Below are 23,114 nucleotides of genomic sequence, written 5' to 3' on the forward strand. Positions count from 1 at the left end.
CTGATACAGGTAGGGCCCGTTGAGTTTCATCAGATGTGTGAACTACGTCAATATCGGGGGAATCAAAACCGCTGATTGCTACGAGAATAGCGATGGTAGGCCCCTACGCCGGGCCGGGCTCCAGGTTACGGTCTGGCACTGGTCCATTACCTCCCGGTGGGCCGGCCTGGTTGCATCGGGCGTGCATGTCGGCCAACGCTCCCCCTGCCTCCCCTGTCCAGTAGTACAACCGCGCTTGCCGCACAATCACCCAGGCAAAGGATAATTGCTCCCCCGCCCCTTCCTCGAACTCCTCAGGCGTAAACACATGCACATCCAGCGGGTGCATCACCCCAAACAAACACGCACAAACCGCCCGCCGCCGCGCCGGCTTCGAAAGCCGTGTCCGCTGAATGACAAACACGTCCAGATCGCTGCCCTCACGGGCCAGGCCGACCGCATAAGAGCCAAAGGTGCCCACCGCAATCGGGGCGCATCCATCCACGATGCGCGACATAATCCTCTGGATATCCCCTTCACTGAGCATCAGGCCACCCGGTAGCTGACTGTCAGCAGAATGTCGTTGAACATCGAGGCGTTCAGGCGTGTATGGCCATCGCGGGAGACTGCGACCATGGGGGGAATGCCAACCTCTGGTACGCTGAGCGTAAAGGTGCCAGGTTGCCCGGCCTGCCCGGTTACACCACCAAGTGCCGCGACAGCGTTGCCGCCAGGCAAAGGCGGCACCTGGCGGATCGATACAGGAGCGGCAGTCCCACCGACACGGCCAAACGTGGCGTCGGTGATCTGCGTGCCCTCCGGCGGTACCTCGGTCAGCATCAGGTTGATCGAAATATCGGTAATGGCGGCAGCGCCGAGATTGGAGAACGGGAAAACATTGGCCTCCAATGGCAATGTCAGCACCTGCTGCGTCGCCCCCGTGTCCGCGGGGTTGAAAAATGCATACCAGGCGTCGCCGAAATTACTGCGCACACTTAGCAGAAACTGCTGCGGCCCTACCGGCCTGAGGGCCTGGCGCACCGCCTGCGGATCGCCCCCCGCCGAGCGAGCCGAATAACGCAGGTGCAGTACAACATCGGTGACGGTGGAGAGGTCGAAGCTGTTGTCGCGCGGGTCGAGCTCCAGGGTCCAGGTGCTGATCACGCCCTGCCCTTCGCACGGCAGCCAGCGTTCGTCGCGCAAGTTCACATCGAATAGCCCGGCGTCGTTCTGGCCGTGGCTGGTGCAGATAGTGGCGGTGGCTGCGGGCAGGCTGGCAGCGAACGCCGGTGCCGTCGCAGCATCGCGCGCAAGTACGGGTGTGTACGGCGATACCGGCGGTTGCACGCGCACCTTGGCCCGGGTCAGGGTCAGGTTGGCGTTCACGCCGGTGTAGGGGCCGGTGACGCATGGCACCGTGAGCGCTACCGAGCGCAGTCGGCGGAAGTATTGGCCAGGGTGGTCGCGATCAAACAGCGATTCATCTAGCGTGATATCGCAGGTGCCTGCCTGTAATAGCTGGATCAGCGCCATGGGTTGAGTCAGCGCCAGTGAAACGTGCTTGACCAGTTCGAGCTCGCGCGTATTCGCTTCCAGGTATTGGGCCTGCATGCGACGCAGGTCGAACAGCAGGCTTTCTCCCGCCGTAAGCCCCTTGTGCTGGGCATCCCAGTAACCGTACTGGACGAAGCTACCCTGGCTGCCGAGTTCATATTCATACGCCGCCTGGGCCTGCTGGGCCAGCGTGAAGGCCAGTTGGTAGGCCTGGGTGTGCACGGTGGTCAGTTGCGTGAGCATCCAGTCGTACAGCTGTTCATTGGTGTATTTGCCGGTCAGAAAATCACTGACGGCGCGGGCGTTGGTAATTTGCCGGGCTTGCAAAGCCACTTCGCTATTGGCCATGGCCAGCCTGTCGTTGGCTGCGGCGATCTGGCTGTCGAGCTGGGCCAGTTCGGCGGCGGCGAGGTCTTTGTGCAGGTTCCATTCGTCCATGCGTCGCTGGTAGCTGCCCAGGGTCGCAGCCATTGCGGCGCCTTCGCTCAACACGCCGGCAGTACCCCGCTGGGCTGCGGCCGCAGAAGTCACCGAGGCCGCCACTTGTGCACCGCTCACGTCCACCAGCGAGGTCGGGCTGCCTGCCCAGCCTGTCGCGCCGAAGGTAAGGTGTGGGGTGAGGTGGGCGACGCTCGCGGTAAGGTCCAGCGTAACTGCCAGGCCGTTAAGCACCGTCGCTTGAAGCTGCAGGGCGGTCGCGGCAGATTCCCAGGCATTCATGAATTCGATGCTGGCATAAAAGCTATGGCGAATTTCCACGGCAGCCTTCTGGCCCTCCAGAGCGGCAACCTGGTTAGCGGCCTCCTCCACGGCGCGGGTCTTGATGTCGAGCAGGCGCGTGAGGATATCGATGTCCTGATTGGCGCGCAGCACAGCGAGCGCCTCGGCGTCCCCTTTTTCCAATACTGCGAGCACCACAGCACCGTAGCCGCGTACATCGTTGGTCAACTCCAGGGCGCGCTCCAGGTATACGGAGAACCGGTACACCGGCGTAAAGGCCGCCGCTGCGCCGATCGCGCCGGCGCCATAAGCCCCCTGCCCCATCACGTTCAAAGGATTGATTGGCGGAGCGTACAGCGGCAACGGCTGGGCAACGCCCTGTAGGTTCAGGCAATGGCGGATCTTGTACAGCCGGTCGGCGACCCTGTCCCAATAAGCAAGCAGCCGGTCGTTCGGTGGGATACAGAAAAACAGCGTGGACAGGGTTGGCAGGTCCGGCGCCTCGCTCACGGTATCCTCAACCTCCAGCGCAGGCGATGGCGCAGCGATTACATTTTCGATGGCCACTAGCACATCGGAGAATTCATCCACCCCGGCCTGGATCTGGGCGTAGGTCGTGGCGTCGGGTCGGGTGGCGAGGTCGCTGTCGCGCAGCCGTACGTGCTCAGGAAGCGGGCCAAGAATGAGCTGAGCGAACACATAGAGCTGCTCAGCCTGGGCGACCTTCTCCATGGTGTATTGAACGTAGAGAGCGTCTCCCCAGGCGATGAGGTTATCCACGAACGTCATCACGGTGGCCTTGGCGTAGGCGCCAATGCGCAGCCGCGCGATACGGTGGGGGTCGAACGGGTGCGCCAGCCAGTCCTGAAGCGCGGCGGCGGTGTCCGGGGCCGAGCCGCCTTGGTGGGGGGTGGTCGACAGCGTGGTCAGGATGTTCTGGATCTGCTGTGCAAGCCAATCGTTGGCATTCATTTCATAGAAGGGCCGCGTGCGCCAAAAGTGGCTCGGCACCGGCGCGGTATCGGGATCGGTGGGGTCGAAAATATAGTGCAACCAGTGCATTGCGCCCTCGTACCGCTGGTTGCGCATGAGCTGCGTGGCCACAAGCATCGGCGCGTGGTAGAAGAGCTCCCAGTTATATTGGGCATAAGCGCCGCTGACGCTGAAATCCACCTCTTCGAGCGGGTACGGCGCCATCACCGGCGCTTTCGGTGCGTACACCGTGGCGAAGTCGAAGCTCGCCTGGCCACGTACGGCTTGCGGGTCGATTTGCAGCCTGCGCTCCATCAGGCGGTCGATACCGCCAAGTTCAAGTTCGCGAAGGAAGGTGCGTGCGAAGGGATGATAAAACGGTGTAAAGGCGTAGTTGGTATTCCACTGCGGGATATAGGCCAGCTCGTCCAGTTCCTGAGGCGAACTCGACACCGTGTAATAGTGCGGGCTGACAAAGAAGGTGCGCGCCGGGTCTGCAATAAAGAACGGGCCTGCGGAATCGAACAACCGGTCATCCATCGTAACCACCAACCGCTGGCTTTCGATGGTGCCGAGCAGGGTCACCGATACAGGAGCCCCTTGGCTTCCGGGCAGGGCCAGCACTGCCAGCGGGTTGACCGGCCCCGGTTCGGGGCCATAGCACACCAGTTCCTGACCACGGAACCGGTAATTGGGGGCCGTCGTCAAGGTGTTCGGGAACTGGTTTTTCGGTGTGACCAGTGCGTAACTGGGCTCTTGCGACAGGTCGATGGAGGCGGCGGCAGGCAAGGAATTCTCTGAATACACCGCCAGCGGTGAATCTGGCGTGCGCAATTCGCCGCTGGACATCAGCACACTCGAATACGTGCCGCTGCTCACCCAGTGCACATCGAGGTACACCTCGAGCTGAAGCGTGGACCGCGGGTCCGCATAGGCGCGGAATGTATAGGCGAGCGCTGGCTCCTCGTTCGCGACATAACATTTTTCGGCATAGACGCGTTTAGCCTGCCACTGGCCTGCGCTCAATTCGCTCATGGCGAATTCAATGGCCCAGAATTTCGCCGCCGACGGCGCGCTCGAGGGGGTCGGTGTTCCATTACTGGACGTCGGGATGCTCTGAGTGCCCGCTTTCTCAGAGATCTGCTTAAAGATCGGCCATACCAGATGCAGGCGCTGGTCCCACACGAACGGCACAATCTGATCGGCTGCGATGTCCAGGCTCAGTGCCTGCCAGGCGCCCCAGCCGCCGGTGCCCAGCGCCCCTTCGGCGCGGCTGCGGTAGTACCACCTGGGCGGTGCACCCCGGGTGCGGGCAAACATATGCAAAAGGTGCGATCCGTCGGCGCGGGTTTCGCGATAGTGGGCGCAAACGACAAGGTTCCTCACCTCTACCAGTTTGCGCAGGTAGTGCTCGAACGCCGCAGTGGTCGCATCCGCATCGCAGTCGCTTTGCCTGAGTTCGTTTTCGAGGTCGATAAAGAATGGAGACTTGTCGGTGCGCAACTCCGGTAGCAGGTAGTTTTCGGGATAGAGAAATACTTGGCGGTTGGCCTGCCAGTACCGGAACTGGCTCCTCCAGGACCATTGATTCCATCCAGGGTCGGCAGTCGCTTCCACCGTAACGCCCACGGCCAGGCCAAGAAAGCACTGCTGCACGAACTGCTGGAGCGCCAGGGTGGCCTCCAGCAACCGTGTGGTCATGCCACAGGCACACATGCCCGGATCTATAAGGAAGCGGTTGAAAATGTCATCGCCGTTGAGCAGTGGCGGTGATAGCTCGGCCGCTGCGCCTGGCCCCAGAAGGTAGGCCACCAAGGCATCACGGCGTCGTTCGCGCAAGCTGTCCTCAACCGGCTGTACGGCGCTGAACCAGGTCGAAGGCGCGTATTGGGCCTGAAAAATGCCCATGGCCGCGGATGCACTGGCGACAGCCGAGGGTGAGGTGGCAATCTGTACCAACGCGGCGGCGCTGATGCGATAGCGCGCCGTTGTGTCGAGCGCTACACCGATGGCCGTGAGCATGCCAATGTCAGCCAGCGTGCCGGGCTGGGTACCTGCATCCAGGGTGGGCGCCTTCACCGCCAGCGCGTTCGCAAGCACGGTGAGGTCAGGGATACTGGCATTCAGGGCAACCGCCAGGGCCCCGTCATCGTTAGCGATAGCCGCAGAAAGATCCGCGGGCAACGCAAGTGTCCAATCGCCCAATACATCGAACACCCTGGGCCCGCGGGCGTTTTGCCGGCGATCGAGTTGCAGCGCCTGGAGCAGGCGTTCGAACGGGAGATAAACGCTATTGGCTGGAACAGTGAGCGGCAGCGCCGCCGGATTCAGCCAGTTGAACGCGATGGCGTTGCGTATCAGGAACGAAAATTGAGGTGTGGTCGGCTTTAGCGCATTGAACATTGAAGCCGCCTTGGCGATGCGAGTGAAGGCATCTACCAGTGGCTGGAATTGCCCGGGGTTCACGCCGCCGGTTTGCGTCAGCAACTGCGCGAGCATTGCAGCCGGCAGCGGCAGCACCCCAGTACTCACAAGCGCGGGCGTTATTACGTCGGCGGTAACCCGGATGGCCGCCGCCAGTGTGCTCACGAACAGGGTTTGTACCGTAGCGGGGTCGGTCTGGGCTGCAGGCGCGAGCTTCACGATTGCATCCCGGATCGACTGCAATAGCGCCCCGGCCTGGGTCGCTGTGAACGTCATTGCGCTCTGGCTGGCCGAGCCATTGCGCAGCAGATAGTCCAGGTCGTGCAGGCCAAGGCTAGTTGATTGCAGCAACGCCAGCCGGTGCAAAAACGCCGCGGTGTCGGCGGGTGTGCCACCAAACGCCGGCGCTGTGCCGGCCGGCAGCGCATCGCAGAGCGTCATCCACACCACCAGGTCACGAACACTCAGTGACAGGGCAGAAGCCAGCCGGGCGTGCCGGAATAGCACATTCAGGCCATCGAGGGACAGCTCCATGGGAACGCCCTGGGTAGCCGCGATTGCCGACACATCGTCGACGCTCAACCCCAGCGCTGCCTTGATGGCGTTAGGCTCGACCGGGCCACCGGGCAATGCAGTAGCCTCGACAAACACCGCAGCCCAGGATGCCAACAACGTTGGGCTGCGAAACGCGCTGGTGTAGGTCGAGGGTACAGTGGCCTCCACTTCGCCGAGGTGGCTGATCACGTCATGGGTGGGCATCGGCCCCCAGAAACTCAACAGGTCCTGCAGTGGCAGTTGCAGCGGGTCGCGCAAGGCCAGCGCATCGGAGAGGAACACCAGGAACGCATCGTCAAGCGTGCCATTTGCGCTGCTGAGTGCCCAATCCAGTTCCCACATTGTCAGCTCGCTGGACGCGCATAGGCGCAGGAAGCGATTGGCCCGGTCGAGCACCGAAGCGTCGAGCCCCTCGAAGGTCATCAACGCGGTATCGCAGCTTGCGATGTTCGGGGTGTCTTGATTGGAACCGAGTTTGAGGGTCACATTGCCGCCTGTGACCCAAGCCACTTCCAGTAACTGGCACAAACCCGCGAAATCAAGGTTCGCGCGGTTCAGCAGCACAGGCACTTTCGACAGGGCGGTGATCCAGTCCGCCGGCGCCGGGCTTAGCAGCTGCCGCGTTTTGGGGTCGTATACGTTGGCCGGGGTGGCCTCGGCGTTGAAGCCCCAACGCGCCCAGGCGGGGTGGGCGTCGGTTCCGTTGATCACCGCCTGCTGGTTCGGGTCAAGGCCAAGCCGAACGGACGCGCCCGCCGCCGCACTGGTGTTCCCGCACAGGCGCATAACCGTCTCCAGCGGCGTACCCAGTGCCTTCAAAAACGCTGTTGTCCGGGCAAAGGGCAGGTCGAAGGGCAGCGTTAGCGGGAATACTGCAGCCGCTGTTTTATCGTAGGCCGCTTGCGACACTTGCTGGGGCAAGGCACGCCGCTCCGCCACGGTACCCATGGTCTGGACAAGGGTCACCGGCACCGTGGGCGGTGCTATCGCCGATTCCAGCAGTTCATTGACCACGTCAATGTAAGGCAGCGTGACGTCCGTATTGCTGCATCCCAGGGCAATGAACTGCAGGTCGGGCCGGCGCGAGAATAGTGCGGTGAGGGCCCCGCGTTGTTTGAGCCACTGCAGCAGGTCCACGAAATAGGCAGCGGGGCTGAGCACCGAGCGGCATTGGGTGCATTCACAATAATCGAGCGAACCGAACAGCGCCTGCAAATCCGGCAAGTTGGCCAGCGAGCCCGGCTCCGGCACCGGCGAAGCCATCAAGGCAACCGTGGTGCCATTGAGCGCGAGGTTGTAGCGCCCGAACGCGGACAATGCGCTGGCGTATCGGGCCCGCGCGCGCACCCACGCTGCACGGGCGCGGGAGGCGCTGCCGAGCAGTGGCGCCATCTGTGAAATAAAAGGTGCGCGGCCCTTCAGGTAAACGGCCTGCGCCGACAGGTACCCCGCACCCTTGAGGGCCTCCACCGCCGCATAGTGGGGAGACAGCAGCGACAACCGTTGCAGGGCCTTGAGTGACTTGAGCGCCTGGGGGGAAATCTCGAGTTTATTCTTGGCCACATAGGGGTCGATGTGGGTACGGCGCAGGTTGAATGCAGGGTTCGCGCTCAGCACCACCACCAGCTCTTCCCTGGCCGGAAATGAGGAGGCCTGGGCCTTGATCAGGCCACCAAGGAAGGTCGTGGTCAGGTAGCGCGACGCGAACCGCTCGGCCAGTGCCTTGGCGAAGCGGGCGATGCGCTGCGCCGGGGTGTCGTCGGGAAAGACCGGCGCAATGGTCAAGGCCTGCGGATCGATTTGCTCGATTCTCGCAACCCACTCCGCCTCCTCGAGCAGGGCCAGTGCCTGCACGCTGTCGAGGGTGCCTTGTGCAAGACGCTGCATGGTGTCCCTCACGAGCGGTAAGTTACCGCCGAGTAATTCACTGGCGTTGAGCGCGGCGTTGAGGGTTGCCAGCTGCGCCTTGGTCAGCGACTTATCGGCACGCAAGACTTTCCAGGTCGTCCCTAGCCGCTTCCCTGACGCGGCATAGGCGTGGATAAACGCCGTGCTCACCGCAGCGGCCACGCCGGCCGCGCTCAATACGTCCTCAAGCGGCGTTTTGCCGCGGATGTAAGGCGTAGCGCCCGCGCGCTGGGCCCGCAGTACATCGAGTTGCGCCAATTCAAAGGCTTGTTTCGCTTCATAGGTCGCAGGTAATACATTGGCGGCGACTGCGGCACTCAGCGACTGCGCAAGGGACGTGCTCGACTCCCCCAGCACCCCGGCCAGCACCTGCGCCATAAAGGCGTCGTCGATGCCGGCATCAGGCAGGCTTGCCAGGGCGGTACCTAGAGGGGCCGGAATGCCCTGACTGAAGAGGCCATACAGCGTGAGGTCGCTGAGCCCGTTGGGCGCTGAGAGGCGATGCGCAAGGTATAGCCGGGCGACGTCGGCGAATTCAGCGCCGCTGGCCTTCGCGACAAACGTCAGCTCGTGGGCGTCCTTATTCTGTTTGAGGTCCGTGAGCGGGGTGTTGAACAAGTGCCGTTCGACTCTGCCGTTCAGCAGCGCGTAAGCCGATGGCTTTGGTATACCGCCGGACCTTGCGGTGGTCAGGTTGATTTCGACACTCGCCTCGGCGTTGAAGATTACCGCCGACTCCGCGGCGACCGCTCCATCGGCGCCCAACAGTTGCACGACCAGGTTCAGGGCATTCGTTCGCGGGTACACCAGGATGAACGCGCCGGATTTATCCGTGGCCGCCGATACAAGCGGTAAGCGGTCACGCAGCCGCTGGGAAAACAGCGACAGCTGTGCACCGGCGATGGGCGCGCCTTCTGCATCCACGACTGCGCCGTGAACACTGCCCTGACTGGCGCCGTTGTGCGCTGCGCCCTGTTTGAGTTCAATGTCCATAACGGCATCAGCCTCGATGATGTGCTCACTGCACCGTGGGATCGCCCCACTGCGCGCCGGTCGGATACGGGTTGTTCTCGTCGGTCTCGATCTCGAGCACAGGATTGGACCTGGCCATATGCTCACCCATCAGGCCGTCGAACCCGTACGACAATGCGCCGATGATCCCGCCTAGAACCGCGCCTGGCAGGGCCCCGATGCCATCTGCGGGGGCACCCATTTCCGCGCCGATAAGCGCCATGGTGCCCACGGTGGCAAGGAACCCCGCCCTTCTCACGGTAGTGTGGTCGCCGCCTAAACGCCTCACCGTGCTTTCCACCACCTTTGGTACGACTATGGCCGCTATCTGAAGACCGGTGCTGCGCACATTCCCCGGGGAACCGCCCAGGCTGCCGTGCTGTTCCACGGTAACGGGTGGCTTGGGGGCTGTCGTTTTGACCGGCTCGAGGCCATTCGCTCCACGTCGGAACACACTGGGCTCATTTGCACGGACAGGCGGTGCCGGAGGCTTACGAAAGTCCGGAGGGGTATCAGGCACGCGGGTAGGCGCCGCGCCGGCCTCGTCGAGTTGCGCAGCAGACTTGAACACTTCGGTCTTCGCCGCGTCCGGGGGCAACCCGCCCTCTCGGAGTTTGTAAAAGGACTTGACGTCTTCGAACCAGCTGCTCGGTGTGGCTGCGCGTTTGCTGCCGACGGTAGTTGCACCGCTTGAGGTGATTTTCACGACCGATTCAGTGGTTTTGCCCCCGGAGGTCGTCTTCACCTTCTGGCCGTTCTGGCCCGCGGGGTGGTAGTCGTCCATGTGGGCACCCCATTGGGCCCGGTTGATCGCTGCCTCGACCTTCTGCGCTGCCGGATCGTTGTATGCGTTGGGGTCTCGGGTGCTGATTGCGTTAGCTTCTTTATACTGCGGTGCGGTGTTACGCCGATCCCCTACCTTTTTTGTACGCGGCGCCACCTGATGCACATGGTCGCCCTTCACTTTTTCATAGGCGCCTGTTTCAGGCTTCTTGGGTTCCGTTCCCTGGGGGTCGATCAGGTTCACCGGGTTGCAATTGCTGAAACCGTAGAGGTTAACTGCGGCAAGAGGATCGCAGCCGGTCCATCGTCCTAACCAGGTAGCGCAATACCTGGCACCGTGATAACTCAACCCGCTTTCTTCGTCGCGCTCCATGCCCGTGTAGCGATAGCGCTTCAGGCTGGCTTCAACGGCGCTGCGGCCCGCCTGATACGAGGTGTTTCCGTATGGGCAATATTCTTCGTATGAAATCACTTGAGCGGCGCCATCGAGTTCCACACACGTCGAACCCAGATGGTTGCTTAACTGGTAGCGAATGAGCTGTGTCGGCGAGCCGTCATCGCCGTGCGTGCGCGTTTCTACCAAGGCAACGCGTTGCCCGCCTTCCCTAACGTGCAGCGTTTCCCGCTCCAGCGTAACGGCCCCGCTGTTGTCGTAACTTCGATATATCTCAAACCCACCCAGATAAAACCGCTCGTTGCGCTTGATGCCCTCTGGCGTTTCGGTGACTTTGCGGGCGCGTTGCCCCGTGCCGTCGTAGATGTAGTACGTCCGCTCGCCCTGTTGCAGCACGCCATCGCTGTCACTATTGCTGAGCGCTTGCCGTTGGGACATCCGCAGCTGATCCTTGAAATTCCACTGCATCGCCTGCAACTGCGGCATTGAGGTCATGCTGCCGTGCTTGTCATGACGGTAGGTCTCGCTCAGGGTCTGGGTGCCGCTCAGGGTGGTTTGGGTCAGCCGATTGCTGACCTTGCCCGCCTCAAGGAGGCTGGCTTCACCGTAGGCATACGCACGCGTCCACCCTGGGTGGCTGGGCTGGCTACTGCGGTGAATCAACTTCAGGAAGTTACCGACGGCGTCGTACTGGTACTGCTCGGTATAGTTCCCCATCGCGTTGCCGTCGCCGGGGCTCAAGTGGCCAATGCGAGGCGCGTCGTGGTAGGAACTGGCCGTTGGCGGTAGCGTCGCGCCATTGCCGCCCTGGCCCAGGTGTTCACGGCCGGTGGCCTGCGTCAGGCGATAGAGGGCGTCATAGGTGTAGCCGTTGCTCGGCTCCACGCGCTGGTTGCGGAAATAGACAGCCTGCTGGGCGTTATCGCGGATGCTGGTGAGGTTACCCACCGGATCATAGGTATACCCGATACTTTGCACTTGGCAGCCGGGCCAACCCGCGGGCGGCGGCTGGGGGCAATCCCCCGTAAAGGCAGCAGGGTCGCGCCGGGTGAGCAGCCGTGCCAGGCGCAATGTGAGGGGATCATAGGCGTAGGAAGTTCGCGCGCCATTGCCATGGTCGATTAGCGTGCGCTGGCCCTTGGCGTCGTAGTCGATGTTCGTGATAAAGGGCGTCTCGCTTGCGCCGCCGCGCAGCTTCACGGCAATGCCCTCAAGTAAACCCGTGGCGTTGTAACTCAAGCGCGTGATGCTTGCGTCCGGTGCCGTAACGACAATTGGCCGGTTAAGGGCATCGTATTGCGTACTGACGGCAAAGGCCTCGCCCATGGGTGGCGGTGCAGTCCAATCCGGCAATAGCCTATGGTCCACGACGAACTGCCGGCGCGCACGCAGCAGGTTGCCCTTGAAGTCATAGGCTTCCCGAAGCCCGGACACCGGGTTCACGTCCATGTGGGTGACCACGCCCGCCGTATCGCTGATTGCATAAACCCGCGTGCGAAGGTTCAGCGCCACGTCGCCCGGCAGCCCTTCGCCATAAACCCAACGGTGGTAACGGACCTCGGATAAGGTAGCAGGATCGGAATTTACGTTGTCAGTACCCTGCACGAACACATCCGTCGGCCGACGCAGTACGTCGTATGCAGTCCGGTGGTTGTGCCCCCGGGCGTCCCAGGCGCGGATAGCATTGCCCATCACGTCGCTCAGGGTCCAACGCTCGCCAGCCTCCATGCTCGCCTGATGCACAATACCGCCGAGCATCTCGTAGTCATACGCCACGACCCTGCGATCAAGGGCGTCCGTCACCGACCGTTGCAACCCTTGGACATCAAGCTCAGTACGGGTCAAATATTTCCCGGCGGCGGCGTTGTCGGCAACCGCGAGGAAGGCTCGCCCTAGCGTATCGAAGTAGCGGATGCCCGGCGTATTGGCGTGGGCGGCTGCCTTGATCGCAGCGCCCTGCTCCTCCACATCCGCGGCTGCGCCAATGCGTTGGGCATACCAGGTAGGTGAAAACTCGCTGCGGGCGAGCAAGCCCAAAAAGCCACTCACGTCAGGGTCCGAGGACGGGTCGGCCACGAGCACCGTATCAGTTGCGTCCCACGTGTACTGATGCCAAGGGTCGAAGACGACTTTTTCGTAGGTGTGGTCCGGGTGCAGCGTGGCCACGGCACGCCCCATCGGATCATAGAAAATGATAGGGCTGACACCTGCCTGCACACCGAACTCGAACTGGTGACCTTTTACGGCCAGCGCGCTGAAGAACGGCTCGTACTGGCGAACCGGCCGGCCCTTGTTGTTGAAAAGGGTCCAGCCACTGCCCACCCAACGGGGGTCAATGACCGGGCCGCTCGCAGCGACGGGGCCCGGTTCGGCGTGAACTTTGTGCTGCACCGTCCGGCCGAGGCCATCACCGTAGGCAAACCCAAGCTGGATCCTGCTCACTTGCCCTTGTCCAAGGTCGCTGGCATGGGTCTCCCTCGAAAGCGTCGCGGCAAACACCGGCAGCCATCTCGAAGGGTCGTCAGGAAAGGCCCTGCGCGAGCGCAAGAACCGCAACGGGTCGTAGACAATGCGGGTGGTGGCCGAACCCAGTAATGTCGTAGCCAGCATATGAGGGTCATCAGCGGCCTGGAAAGTGTCGAGCTCGGCCACGGTAAGGTCGGCGGTAAAGCCGGTAAGCGAGTCCCCTCGCTGTTCAGTGGTTTTGCCCATCACGGCAACACCTGCAACCCTTCCCAGCACATCGAACGCCACGGCGCTGCGATTGCCATTGGCGTCGGTCACGAGCAGTGGGGATAACACGCGATAGTCATAGGTTGCCGTGACTGAGTTGCCGACGGCATCGGTACTTTGCACAGGCAACAGATCCTGCCCGTCATAGTTGACCGACGTTGCATGGCCAAAGGGATCGACCGTGCAGCGTGGCATATAGAAATGCGCCTGTGCCTCGGCTTGCTCGGCGGCAGGCGTGGCCGCGGTCGGCAGGTGAAAGACGCGGCCGGAGGGTTGCCACCAATGGCCATCGCCGTCCAGGTCGGTATAGCCACCGCCATCCCCGGTGACGCTTGCAAGCACATCGGCGGCCACGGGCAAAAGTGCTGCCCCGCCCCGCCGGTAAACCCGGGAAACCAGACCGGGGGTGAATACGAGTTGGAAATGGATCGCCGGCAAAGCCAGCGATTCGAGGGTGCCCAGGGCAAGGCGCGCGTTCGTCTCGGAAGCGGCGGCACCCATATCGTCGGGCCGATAATAAGCGCGCGTGCGGGCGATCATCCGTCGGTACGTTTGTCCTGTATCAACGGGCACGGTATCCGGCCCTTCGAAAGGGATATCGTGCGCGCCGTCGCCTGCGGCCTGAATGGCGTCGGCCAGTTGCGCGAACCCTAGAAGCGGCGCAACGCCGGCCGGGGCACCTGACCGCGGCAATTGCAGCAGTTCATAGCGGCTCGATTGCGCGAGGGCCGGCGCGCGGTACGCGTCCCGTGTAAGCACGGCGTTGGTGTACGTAGCGTCCTCGCAGGTACCGAGCGTTGCCGCTTGCGTGTGTTGGTCTTGAGGTGCGAGCGAAGGGTCCAGATACCGCCGCCCATAGGCAACCGCTGCTGACCGCAATACGTTCCCGTACGAATCGACCGCCAGCGTCAGGGCGTGGGTTACCCTGGGGTCGCAGGCAGCCCTCGCGCCGGGTGGCGGTGCAGCCGGGTCCACCAGTTGGTTGTCGAGCACGGTGTACAGCGCACGTTCATAATGGAAGTCGATGGCCTCCCGCGCGTGCGCCACGAACACCCCGTAGCGATTTACGCCCTGCGGTTGCAGGGCTTCTACTGTGTAATTTCGTTCCGAGGTGCTGTACGGGCGGTCAGCCGCGGCGGTGCCATCGAGCGCGTAGATTTCCTGGCGCAGGATGGAACCGGTCAGTGCCCGGCAGGCTTCGCGCATTTCCTGGGGGGAAAAGTTCCACGGCACGCGACTGCCGTCGGCCAGCAGCACGGTGCCAGGTAACAACGTGTCGTCGAGCAACAGGGCTTGTTTGTCCGCCTCGCTCAAGCCCGCAATGGCGCCGCTGCGGTCGCCTTCGTCGTAGTACTCCGAGGCGAACTGCCTGGAAACGATCGACTCACCGAAGTAAGCACCGGTGTGCAACCAGGTTCTGGTGCACACCGGCGGAGATGAATACGCAGGGTCTTGATTGCTCGGCGGTGGGAAAGCGCTGTCTGGCACGACCGCGCTGATCTCCTCGGTGTCCCACTGGTCCACACGGCCAAAGCCGCGAAATTCCCGCTCCACGCCGTCGTAGTAGCCATGATGGTAGGCGTAGCGCGTACCAAATCGGCTTCGGCTGATGTAGTCATAGACATGCACCTGTTCGATTACATGCACGGGGAACGGCAGGCGGGTCAGCCAAGGTATGCCGGAAAGCTTGTCGGCGACATAGAAGCGGGTGGAGGGTGCGTACTTGATGACTGTCTCCGTCCCCATGTTATTGCGCGCGCGAACCAGTAGATGAGGCTTGTGGCCACCCAGCAGGTCGATGTAGCGCATGGGCCGGGACGCCGTTGCAGGCGCTGGCGATGACCACAGCAGGCACGCGGTCCCATTGCCGAGAAGGTCCATGACGGTCGCCGACGAGGCGGTATCGATGGCCGGGAAATGTCCAAGGCTGCGCCGGCTTCCCCAGGCATTGCCGGACTGGTTGAAGTACAGGTGGATCGCATTGTTGGCGAAATAGAGAATGTCTGCCGTGCCGGACCCGTCAATGTCGGCCAGGCGTAGCCGTGTGCCATCGAACAGATCAGCGCGGTCGAAGCGCGGCGACCCGGCCATCGTGACCTTGGCCCCGAAGCGGCCATAGCCCACATTGGGCCAGTAGCAGACGTCCCCGTTGCGGATGCGAACCAGGTCAGTCAGGCCATCCCCGCACATGTCGGCGAGAAAGATGGATTCGGTGCTGTCGCGCAACACTAACTGAGGCCCTGCTTCCTGATTCAGCGACCGGGGCACTCGCTGCCCAGCCGCGAAGCCATTGGTCGATAAGGAACCATACCAGCAGAACGCGTTGTCCTCGGTGACAAGCAGGTCGGGGAACCCGTCACCTGTCAGGTCGATAAACCGCAGGTTCGGGTTGCTCCAGTGCAGCACCGGGAGCGATAGGAAGCACTTGAAGCGGGCCCAGCCCTGTGTATCGGTGCGTTCGAAATAACCGGGGGTGGGGCCGTCGAACGCCACGACAGCCAGTTCGCCTTCGCCCGAGAGGTCCATCAGGTGCACGTGGTCGCCGTTCAAGGAGGCAGGCGAAGGTTGGCGAGCCACGCGCTGCATCGGCCCGAAGTGCGGCCGGACCACTTCGGTACCGGCGATGATGGAGTGGTTGCCTGGGCTCAGATTGGCCTTGTAATACCAACTGCCACCCTGTTCAGCGAGGATGCCTGAAACACCTTCACCGTTCAGGTCCACCCAGCGATAGGTGGCGTCGCTGAGGCCCGTTGGCAGGTTGCGCACGCTTTCTGCGTCGAGGTCGCGCACGGTCTCGTCGATCTCGGCTTGGGTATAGTCGAACTCGAGCGGTGGCAGCGAACTTGCCCGGTAGCCGGCGGCGCCATCACGCACGTAGCCGGTCTGGGTCGCCGAAAGCAAATACGCGTAAAAGGGCAGTGTGGTATCCGCTAATGGGCCGGCGGCATGTTCCAGAACGGTTGCACACACCAGGCAATCGAGCCCGACGTTCGCTTCCCCGGCAAAATGATGAAACATCAGCACGCGCCGGCACAGTCGATAGGAACGGACTTCGAAACCCGCGCGATAACCGGAGAACGGATCAGCCCTGCAATTCCAGGCTTGGGAGGCGTCCTGGGGTACTGGGGCCAGCGAATCGTGTTCGCCGTAATCCAACACCACTTCGAAACACCAGTCGCTGGGTAGCGGGGTTGGTTCGAGGGCGGTCAAATCCGGCCGATAAGGCACCCGGTTGCCGTAGCGGATGCGTTTGAGGTAACGCTGCGCGGATCGGGTCAGGTCCGTGCGATTGAGCTCCGGAGCCAGGGAAAGGTCGACGCCTGCCGAGTTTTCTGGCTTGTACTCGTAGATGATGGCGTTGCCCTTGTCGTCATGGCTTTCGCAGATCAGCCAGCTGAAGATGCGGCCAGTGTCGAGCGGGTCTGCAATTCGGCTTTGTGCCGTTCTGCCATACCAGGTAGTGATGTTGTTTCTGGAAATCGAGCGCCAGAAGGTATCCGCCGGGCTTGCGGTGTTCACCCAGTGTTCGATACGCGCGAACAAGCCCTCTACGCGCGGGCGGTAGCGGTGGATGGCGTACGAAGCGCCATAAACGGTACGCGGCGGCAGGATATCGCGCAGCCAGGCATCTCCGACACGTAGCAGAACGGGCACCAGGTCTTCAGCACCCGAAAGCATGAAGGCGTCGGTGGCGTCTTCATCCCGGTACTGCGGCAACCCCTTCTGCGTTTTACGGGAAACTGCGGGAAGCGACAGGCTCCAGCCGAAGCCGAAGGGCCCATTGCCCGCGGCAGAGTCGTAGGTGATTGCCAATTGCGGACCAAAGCCGGAGCGTCCTGCAGACGTAAGGATGGGGACCGACATCGAACCCGTTCCGGTAACGGGGTTGGCGACAAATTTTTCACCCATCCCGTGGATGGCGCCGCCGCCTTTGGGCAAAACGATATCGGGGGCCAGGCCGCGATCGTGGGGTCGGTCCGTGTCGCCGTAATTGTGTACAGTACGCTTCATCGGTCCCCTCCCGCATGAGCGGATAGGCTTGAGAAGTGTATCACCGATCCTGAAAACCGCTTCGGTCCCAGGGAGTATCGGACGATCGATGGAGCGCGACAGCCGCCTGTGCCACTGGTCGAGCGGCACCTGCACACGCCGAACCAACTGGCCGCGCGAGCCCTCCACCGATAACCCTTTTCTTGAGGTTCGCGCCGTGAAAGCCATTCGTATCGACCACTTCGGACATGAAGACGTCATGCACCTGGAGGATGTGCCTATGCCTTCGCCAAACGCTGACGAACTGTTGATCAAGGTCACTGCAGCGGGTGTAAACCCGGTGGACTACAAGATCCGCGAGGGCCAGTACCCGGCAGTGGGCGAAGACGCCTTGCCGCTGACCCTGGGCCGCGAGGTGGCGGGCACAGTCACCAAGGTCGGCAGCGCGGTGGCGGGTTTCAAGCCAGGCGACAACGTATTCGCCATGATCGGTGCCGATGGCGGCTATGCCGAGTATGCGCGGGTGAAGGCCACCAATGCAGACCGCATTCCGAAAGGGATCGACGAGGTGACCGCCGCGGCTATCCCCCTCGCCGCACTCACCGCCTGGCAGGCCCTGTATGACCATGGCGACCTCCAGGCCAACCAATGCGTGTTGATCCATGGCGGCTCGGGGGGTGTGGGCCACTTCGCCATCCAGTTTGCCAAAGCCACCGGCGCCGAAGTGTTTGCCACGGGCTCAAAGGCCAGCCTGGCGTTCATGAGGCAACTGGGCGCCGATCACGTGATCGACCACAAGGCCGGGCCGTTCGAAGACGAATGCCCGCCGCTGGACCTGGTAATCGACCTGATTGGCGGTGAAACCCAGAAGCGCTCCTGGGCGGTGCTGCGCGAGGGCGGCCGGCTGGTGTCCACCTTGCAGGCGCCAGACCTCACCCTGCCGCAGGCGCAGGGCAAACACGGCCGCCGCTTTACCGTGCGGCCCGACGGCAAACAGTTGCACGAGGTGGCGGCATTGATCGTGGCCGGGCAGGTAAAACCTTACGTGCACCGGACGTTCAACCTGGAAAATGCCGTGGATGCGTTGCATTACCTGGCCACCGAGCATGTGGAAGGCAAGATCGTGCTGCGGGTGGTTTAGCTGATGCCTTGAATGTGTTCCAACCGGGATCACTGCCCGCCCTTCGTGCACACAAAGGTAGCCGCCGGTAACCAAACGGCGGTTGCCCCTTCCCTGCGTATTTCTTCTTAAACCCCGACGTTTCAGTGACCTGCGCGCAGCTGCGGCATGTTGGCACGCGCCGTGCTTTATTGCATACATGGATAATTGGATACATAAATACAAAGGCGCTTCCATGTCGGAGTCATCTCACTTATTGGCCCGCCCTCCTGTCACCGCCGAGGAGGAGGCCTACCGCTACCTGCTCGATGCCATTTGCCAAGGGCGTTTGCGCACCGGCGACAGGCTGATCGCCGAGGACATCGCTGGCGAGATCGGCATGAGCCGCATGCCCGTGCGCGAGGCTTTCCGCCGCCTGGCCGCCGAAGGCCTGGTGACGTTGAGGCCTAACCGCGGTGCCATCGTGAGCGGCCTTAACCTCGACGAAATGCGCGAAGTGTTCGAAATGCGCAGCGCGCTGGAGGGCCTGGCGGTGCGCCTGGCCACCGCGACCTTGACCGACCGGCAATTGACCACGCTGGAGCGCATGCTTGACGACATGGACGAGGTGCGCGACGACAGCGCCGAGTGGGTCAGCCGCCACCGCGCCTTTCATGAGTACCTGTGCAGCCTGGCGATGCGCCCTCGCCTGCTGCGCCAGATCGGCGCGCTGTATTCGGTGATCGAGCCGCACATGCGACTGTGGCTGCAGCACGTGGACAAACCCCTCAGCGCTCGCCAGGAACACGCCGAAATCCTCACGGCGCTGCGCAGCCGCAATGCGGTGCTGGCGGAACGCGTGGTATGCGAGCACATCGAGGGCACCGTCCCGGCCCTGCTGAATTTTCTTGAGGCAGCGGGCACCTGAGACCCGTGACGCCTTGCTTGTGAACTGCCCCGGCAACCCTACCCCATGGAGCTGAACATGTTCGAACGCAGGCTACCCCTGGCCGTGATGGCCCTTACCTTGGCGGCTACCCTCGCCACTCCGCTCAGCCAGGCTGCCCCGGTGGTGCCGGATCGCTTGCAGCACAGCGACAAGCTGGTGTTCTGCGGCGGGATGGATTCGCCGCCGATGGGCTTCTATGACCCTAATCAGAAGCTTGTCGGCGTGACCGTCGACCTGGGCGAAGCGATCGCGAAGCGGCTGGGCAACAAGCGGATCGAGTGGCGGGTCACGCCCTTCTCCGGGCTGATCCCGGCGTTGCTCGCAGGCCAGTGCGACATGCTGGTCGACCAGTTGTTCGACAAGCCTGAGCGGCGCGAAGTGATCGACATGGTCAATTACATGTACTCGAGCCAGGCCGTGGTGGTCGCCAAGGGCAACCCCCAGGGCATCCATACCCTCGATGACCTCTCTGGCAAAAAGGTCGCGGTACTCAACGGTTCCACCATCCGCACCTTGCTCGACACCCATAATCAGGTGCTGACCAAGGCCGGCAAGCCGCCCATGAACATCGTGGTGTACAACACCGACACCGACGCCTTCCAGGCCCTGCGGATCAACCAGGCCGCGGCGTACGGCACTACCGTGGAAACGGCGGGCTACTACCAGAGCATGGCGCCCGAGCTTTTCGAGGTGGGTGTGCCCGCCTTTGCACGCATTCTTACCGGGCTGGGCATTCGCAAGGATGACCCGCAGATGAGCGCGGCAGTGACCGAGATTCTCAAGGACATGCGCGCCGACGGCAGCTACCAGGCCATCCTGGCCAAGTGGCACATCGAAGGCGACACACTCGATTGAGGTAAGCGCTGATGAACTTCAATTGGGACATTTTCTGGCATTACCTGCTGCAGCCGAGCGACATCTACCTGTACGGCCTGTGGCTTACCCTCACCATCAGCGTGCTCGCCATGCTGCTGGGCTGCACGTTGGGCTTGCTGGCGGCGCTGATGCGCCTGTCGCGCAACCCGTTGCTGCAATACCCGGTGCGCTTCTACGTGTGGCTGATGCGGGGCACGCCCTTGCTGGTACAGATCGTATTCCTCTACACCGCGCTGGCGGCGGGCGGGATCTTCCGCTTCGAGGACCTGAACCTGGGCCTGTTTACCCTGCCGGGCAACATCCAGGCCGCCATCATTGCCCTGGGGCTGAACGAAGGGGCATATATGGCAGAGATCATCCGCGCCGGTATTGGCGCAGTGGATCGCGGCCAGTACGAAGCCGGCCGCTCGCTGGGCATGACCTTCCCGAAGCTGATGCGACGGATCGTGCTGCCGCAGGCGTTGCGAGTGATCGTTCCGCCGATCGGCAACGAGTTCAACGTGATGCTCAAGAACACCACCCTGGTGAGCGTGATCGGCGTGCCGGAGCTACTGCTCAGCACGCAGATGGTGACCTCGGCCACCTTCAGGGTGTTCGAGCTGTACCTGGTGGTGGCGATCTACTTCCTGGCGCTGACCACCGTGTGGGGGTTTTTCCAGCGCTGGCTGGAGCGCCGCTTCGGCAAGGCAGACGCCCATGCCTCGGCGCCGCGCCGGCTGTTCGGCCGCCACACCATGAAACTTTTGAGGGGGCGCTGAGATGCACAGTGACATCGTGATCCAGGCCCGGGACGTCCATAAGGCGTTCGGGGAACTGGAGATTCTCAAAGGGGTGAGCCTGGACGTGCGCCGCGGAGAAGTAGTGGTGCTGATCGGGGCGTCCGGTTCTGGCAAGACCACCTTCATTCGCTGCATCAACCTGCTTGAAGACATCCAGGCCGGCAGCATACGAGTGAACGGCGCGCTGATGGGCTACCGCGAGCGGCCCGACGGCCGCCTCGTTCGTGACTCGGAGCGCAACATCGCCCGGCGCCGGCGGGACATCGGCATGGTGTTCCAACGCTTCAACCTGTTCCCGCACATGACCGCGCTGGAAAACATCATCGAGGCGCCCATCCAGGTACTGGGTGTGGCGCGTGACACGGCGGTGGCCGAGGCTCGCACCCTGCTGGCGCGGGTGCGCCTCACCGAGAAAGCCGACCACTACCCCGCGCAGCTTTCCGGTGGCCAGCAGCAACGGGTTGCCATTGCACGGGCGTTGGCAATGAAACCGCAGGCCATGTTGTTCGATGAGCCCACCAGCGCGCTGGACCCGGAAACCGTCGGCGAAGTGCTCGAGGTAATGAAGGCCCTTGCCGAGGACGGCATGACCATGGTGGTGGTGACTCACGAAATGAGCTTCGCCAAAGAGGTGGCAGACCGGGTGGTGGTGCTGCACCAGGGGGAACTCATCGAGGAAGGGCCGCCGGCGCAGGTCTTCGGCAACCCTCATCATCCGCGTACGCGGGAATTTCTCAGCCGGGTGCTGTAAGCGCCTTGAGGTGATCGTCCTATGCTGTCGTTTTCCGCACATCAATACCCTTACGCCTCACAACGCCAGAGCGTGTTCGCCCGCCGCGGCATGGTGGCCGCTTCCCAACCTTTGGCCGCCGAAGCCGGCATCGCTATTCTGCGTCAGGGCGGCAATGCCATCGATGCGGCCATTGCCACGGCGGCGTGCCTCACGGTGGTCGAACCTACCGGATGCGGCATCGGTGGCGATGCCTTTGCCTTGGTTTGGCATAAAGGCCAGTTGCACGGCCTGGACGGCAGCGGGCACGCACCAGCCGGGCTGTCCATCGAGGCAGTAAAGGCCGCCGGGCACGAACGCATGCCGGCTCATGGCTGGCTACCCGTCACCGTGCCCGGCTGCCCCTCAGCCTGGGCCGAGTTATCGCGCCGCTTCGGCAAGTTGCCGTTCGCGGCGCTGATGGAACCGGCGATCGAACTGGCCGAGGGCGGTTTTCCCGTTTCCCCTACGGTGGCCAGGCAATGGGAAATCGCTCGGGTGGGTTTCGAGGCCAGCCGCCAACCTGCGCTGGAAGGCTGGTTCGATACCTGGCTCATTGAAGGCCGCGCGCCCCGGGCTGGGGAGCTGTTCCGCAACCCCGGGCAGGCACTCACCCTTAGGGCCCTCGCCGACAGCGAATGCGAAAGCTTTTACCGTGGCGAGCTGGCGCAGCGGCTGGCGGCCTATGCCGACACCACGGGCGGCTACCTCAAGGCCTCGGACCTTGCGGGCTACCGCGCCAGCTGGGTACAGCCGATCAAGACCACCTACCGGGGTTACGACGTGTGGGAGATCCCGCCCAGCGGGCAAGGGCTGATCGCGCTGATGACCCTGAACATTCTGCAAGGCTGCAGGTTTGATCACCGCGACAGCCCCGCAACGTGGCACACCCAGCTGGAGGCCATGAAAATGGCCTATGCCGACGGCCTGCACTACATCACCGACCCGGCGCATATGCGCGTAGCCGCCGCCGACCTGCTCGGCGAAGGTTACGCGCAGCGCCGCCGTGCCCTCATCGGCGAACAGGCCGCCGAGCCCTTGCACGGAGACCCTCACGCCAGCGGCACGGTATACCTGGCCACCGCCGACGCCGAGGGCAACATGGTGTCCTTTATCCAGAGCTGCTATCACGGCTTTGGGTCCGGGGTGGTGCTGCCCGGCGCCGGGATCTCGTTGCAAAACCGTGGCGAAGAATTCAGCCTCGACCCCGCTCACGCCAACCATCTGGCCCCGGGCAAAAAGACCTTCCACACGATCATCCCGGGGTTCATCAGCCAGGGAAGTGTGCCACTGGGGCCATTCGGGGTGATGGGCGGGTACATGCAGCCTCAGGGCCACGTGCAGATGGTCATGAACCTGGTGGATTTCGGCCTCAATCCCCAGGCAGCGCTGGATGCCCCCCGCTGGCAATGGCTGGGGGGGCGCAAGGTGGGCATCGAGCACGGGGCCCCTGCCGAGCTGACCCGGGCGCTGGCGCGGCGCGGCCATGAGGTGGAAGTGGCCCATGACTCGCTGGACTTCGGCCGCGGGCAGATCATTCTGCGCGACCCGCACACGGGCGTGCTGTGCGGGGGCACCGAGCCCCGCACGGACGGGCATGTCGCGGTGTGGTAACGGCG

Annotated in this window: 9 protein-coding genes; 6 read left to right on the forward strand and 3 right to left on the reverse strand. The window is 62.9% G+C overall.

The window, feature by feature from the left end; all coding sequences use genetic code 11:
- Positions 1-103 precede the first annotated feature (103 nt).
- Genes AC3Z8Y_RS13190 through AC3Z8Y_RS13200 form a run of 3 tightly spaced genes read right to left on the reverse strand, consistent with a single transcriptional unit; the run spans position 104 to position 17,044 of the window.
- Positions 104-526 (reverse strand): nucleotidyltransferase domain-containing protein, encoded by a 423-nt coding sequence (locus AC3Z8Y_RS13190; RefSeq protein ID WP_490086167.1) that lies wholly within the window; start codon positions 524-526, stop codon positions 104-106.
- On the reverse strand, positions 526-9,105 hold the full coding sequence (locus tag AC3Z8Y_RS13195) for a Tc toxin subunit A-related protein (RefSeq protein WP_490086168.1): 8,580 nt from the start codon (positions 9,103-9,105) through the stop codon (positions 526-528). Before AC3Z8Y_RS13195 ends, AC3Z8Y_RS13190 begins: the two co-directional genes overlap by 1 nt.
- A 25-nt stretch (positions 9,106-9,130) precedes the next feature.
- On the reverse strand, positions 9,131-17,044 hold the full coding sequence (locus tag AC3Z8Y_RS13200; protein ID WP_490086169.1) for a SpvB/TcaC N-terminal domain-containing protein: 7,914 nt from the start codon (positions 17,042-17,044) through the stop codon (positions 9,131-9,133).
- Positions 17,045-17,132: 88 nt separating this feature from the next.
- Between AC3Z8Y_RS13200 and AC3Z8Y_RS13205 the strand changes: the two genes are divergently transcribed.
- From AC3Z8Y_RS13205 to AC3Z8Y_RS13230, 6 genes are all read left to right on the forward strand, one after another.
- Positions 17,133-18,164 (forward strand): NADP-dependent oxidoreductase, encoded by a 1,032-nt coding sequence (locus AC3Z8Y_RS13205; RefSeq protein WP_490086170.1) that lies wholly within the window; start codon positions 17,133-17,135, stop codon positions 18,162-18,164.
- A 214-nt stretch (positions 18,165-18,378) separates the two neighbouring features.
- Positions 18,379-19,050 carry a GntR family transcriptional regulator gene (locus AC3Z8Y_RS13210; protein WP_490086171.1) on the forward strand — a complete coding sequence of 224 codons (672 nt, stop codon included), beginning with the start codon at positions 18,379-18,381 and terminating at the stop codon, positions 19,048-19,050.
- A gap of 57 nt (positions 19,051-19,107) precedes the next feature.
- Positions 19,108-19,926, forward strand: coding sequence for an ABC transporter substrate-binding protein (locus AC3Z8Y_RS13215; RefSeq protein WP_490086172.1), 819 nt, complete (start codon positions 19,108-19,110; stop codon positions 19,924-19,926).
- 11 nt (positions 19,927-19,937) lie between these two features.
- The gene (locus tag AC3Z8Y_RS13220) at positions 19,938-20,705 is read left to right on the forward strand and encodes an amino acid ABC transporter permease (protein ID WP_490086173.1); all 768 of its coding nucleotides are present in this window, start codon (positions 19,938-19,940) and stop codon (positions 20,703-20,705) included.
- Between the two features lies 1 nt (position 20,706).
- Entirely contained in the window at positions 20,707-21,477 is a 771-nt protein-coding gene (locus AC3Z8Y_RS13225) for an amino acid ABC transporter ATP-binding protein (protein WP_490086174.1), read from the forward strand.
- Between the two features lie 21 nt (positions 21,478-21,498).
- A complete protein-coding gene (locus AC3Z8Y_RS13230; RefSeq protein WP_490086175.1) occupies positions 21,499-23,109 on the forward strand; it encodes a gamma-glutamyltransferase family protein in 1,611 nt (536 codons plus the stop codon).
- Positions 23,110-23,114 lie beyond the last annotated feature (5 nt).

It is taken from the genome of Pseudomonas sp. 3MAES_34.3B (genome assembly GCF_058145875.1).

Bases quoted from the DNA above. Each gene is read 5' to 3' on its own strand.
- AC3Z8Y_RS13230 (WP_490086175.1), top strand. From the start codon at position 21,499: ATGCTGTCGTTTTCCGCACATCAATACCCTTACGCCTCACAACGCCAG.
- AC3Z8Y_RS13205 (WP_490086170.1), top strand. From the start codon at position 17,133: ATGGAGCGCGACAGCCGCCTGTGCCACTGGTCGAGCGGCACCTGCACA.
- AC3Z8Y_RS13220 (WP_490086173.1), top strand. From the start codon at position 19,938: ATGAACTTCAATTGGGACATTTTCTGGCATTACCTGCTGCAGCCGAGC.
- AC3Z8Y_RS13215 (WP_490086172.1), top strand. From the start codon at position 19,108: ATGTTCGAACGCAGGCTACCCCTGGCCGTGATGGCCCTTACCTTGGCG.
- AC3Z8Y_RS13195 (WP_490086168.1), bottom strand. From the start codon at position 9,105: ATGGACATTGAACTCAAACAGGGCGCAGCGCACAACGGCGCCAGTCAG.
- AC3Z8Y_RS13225 (WP_490086174.1), top strand. From the start codon at position 20,707: ATGCACAGTGACATCGTGATCCAGGCCCGGGACGTCCATAAGGCGTTC.
- AC3Z8Y_RS13190 (WP_490086167.1), bottom strand. From the start codon at position 526: ATGCTCAGTGAAGGGGATATCCAGAGGATTATGTCGCGCATCGTGGAT.
- AC3Z8Y_RS13200 (WP_490086169.1), bottom strand. From the start codon at position 17,044: ATGAAGCGTACTGTACACAATTACGGCGACACGGACCGACCCCACGAT.
- AC3Z8Y_RS13210 (WP_490086171.1), top strand. From the start codon at position 18,379: ATGTCGGAGTCATCTCACTTATTGGCCCGCCCTCCTGTCACCGCCGAG.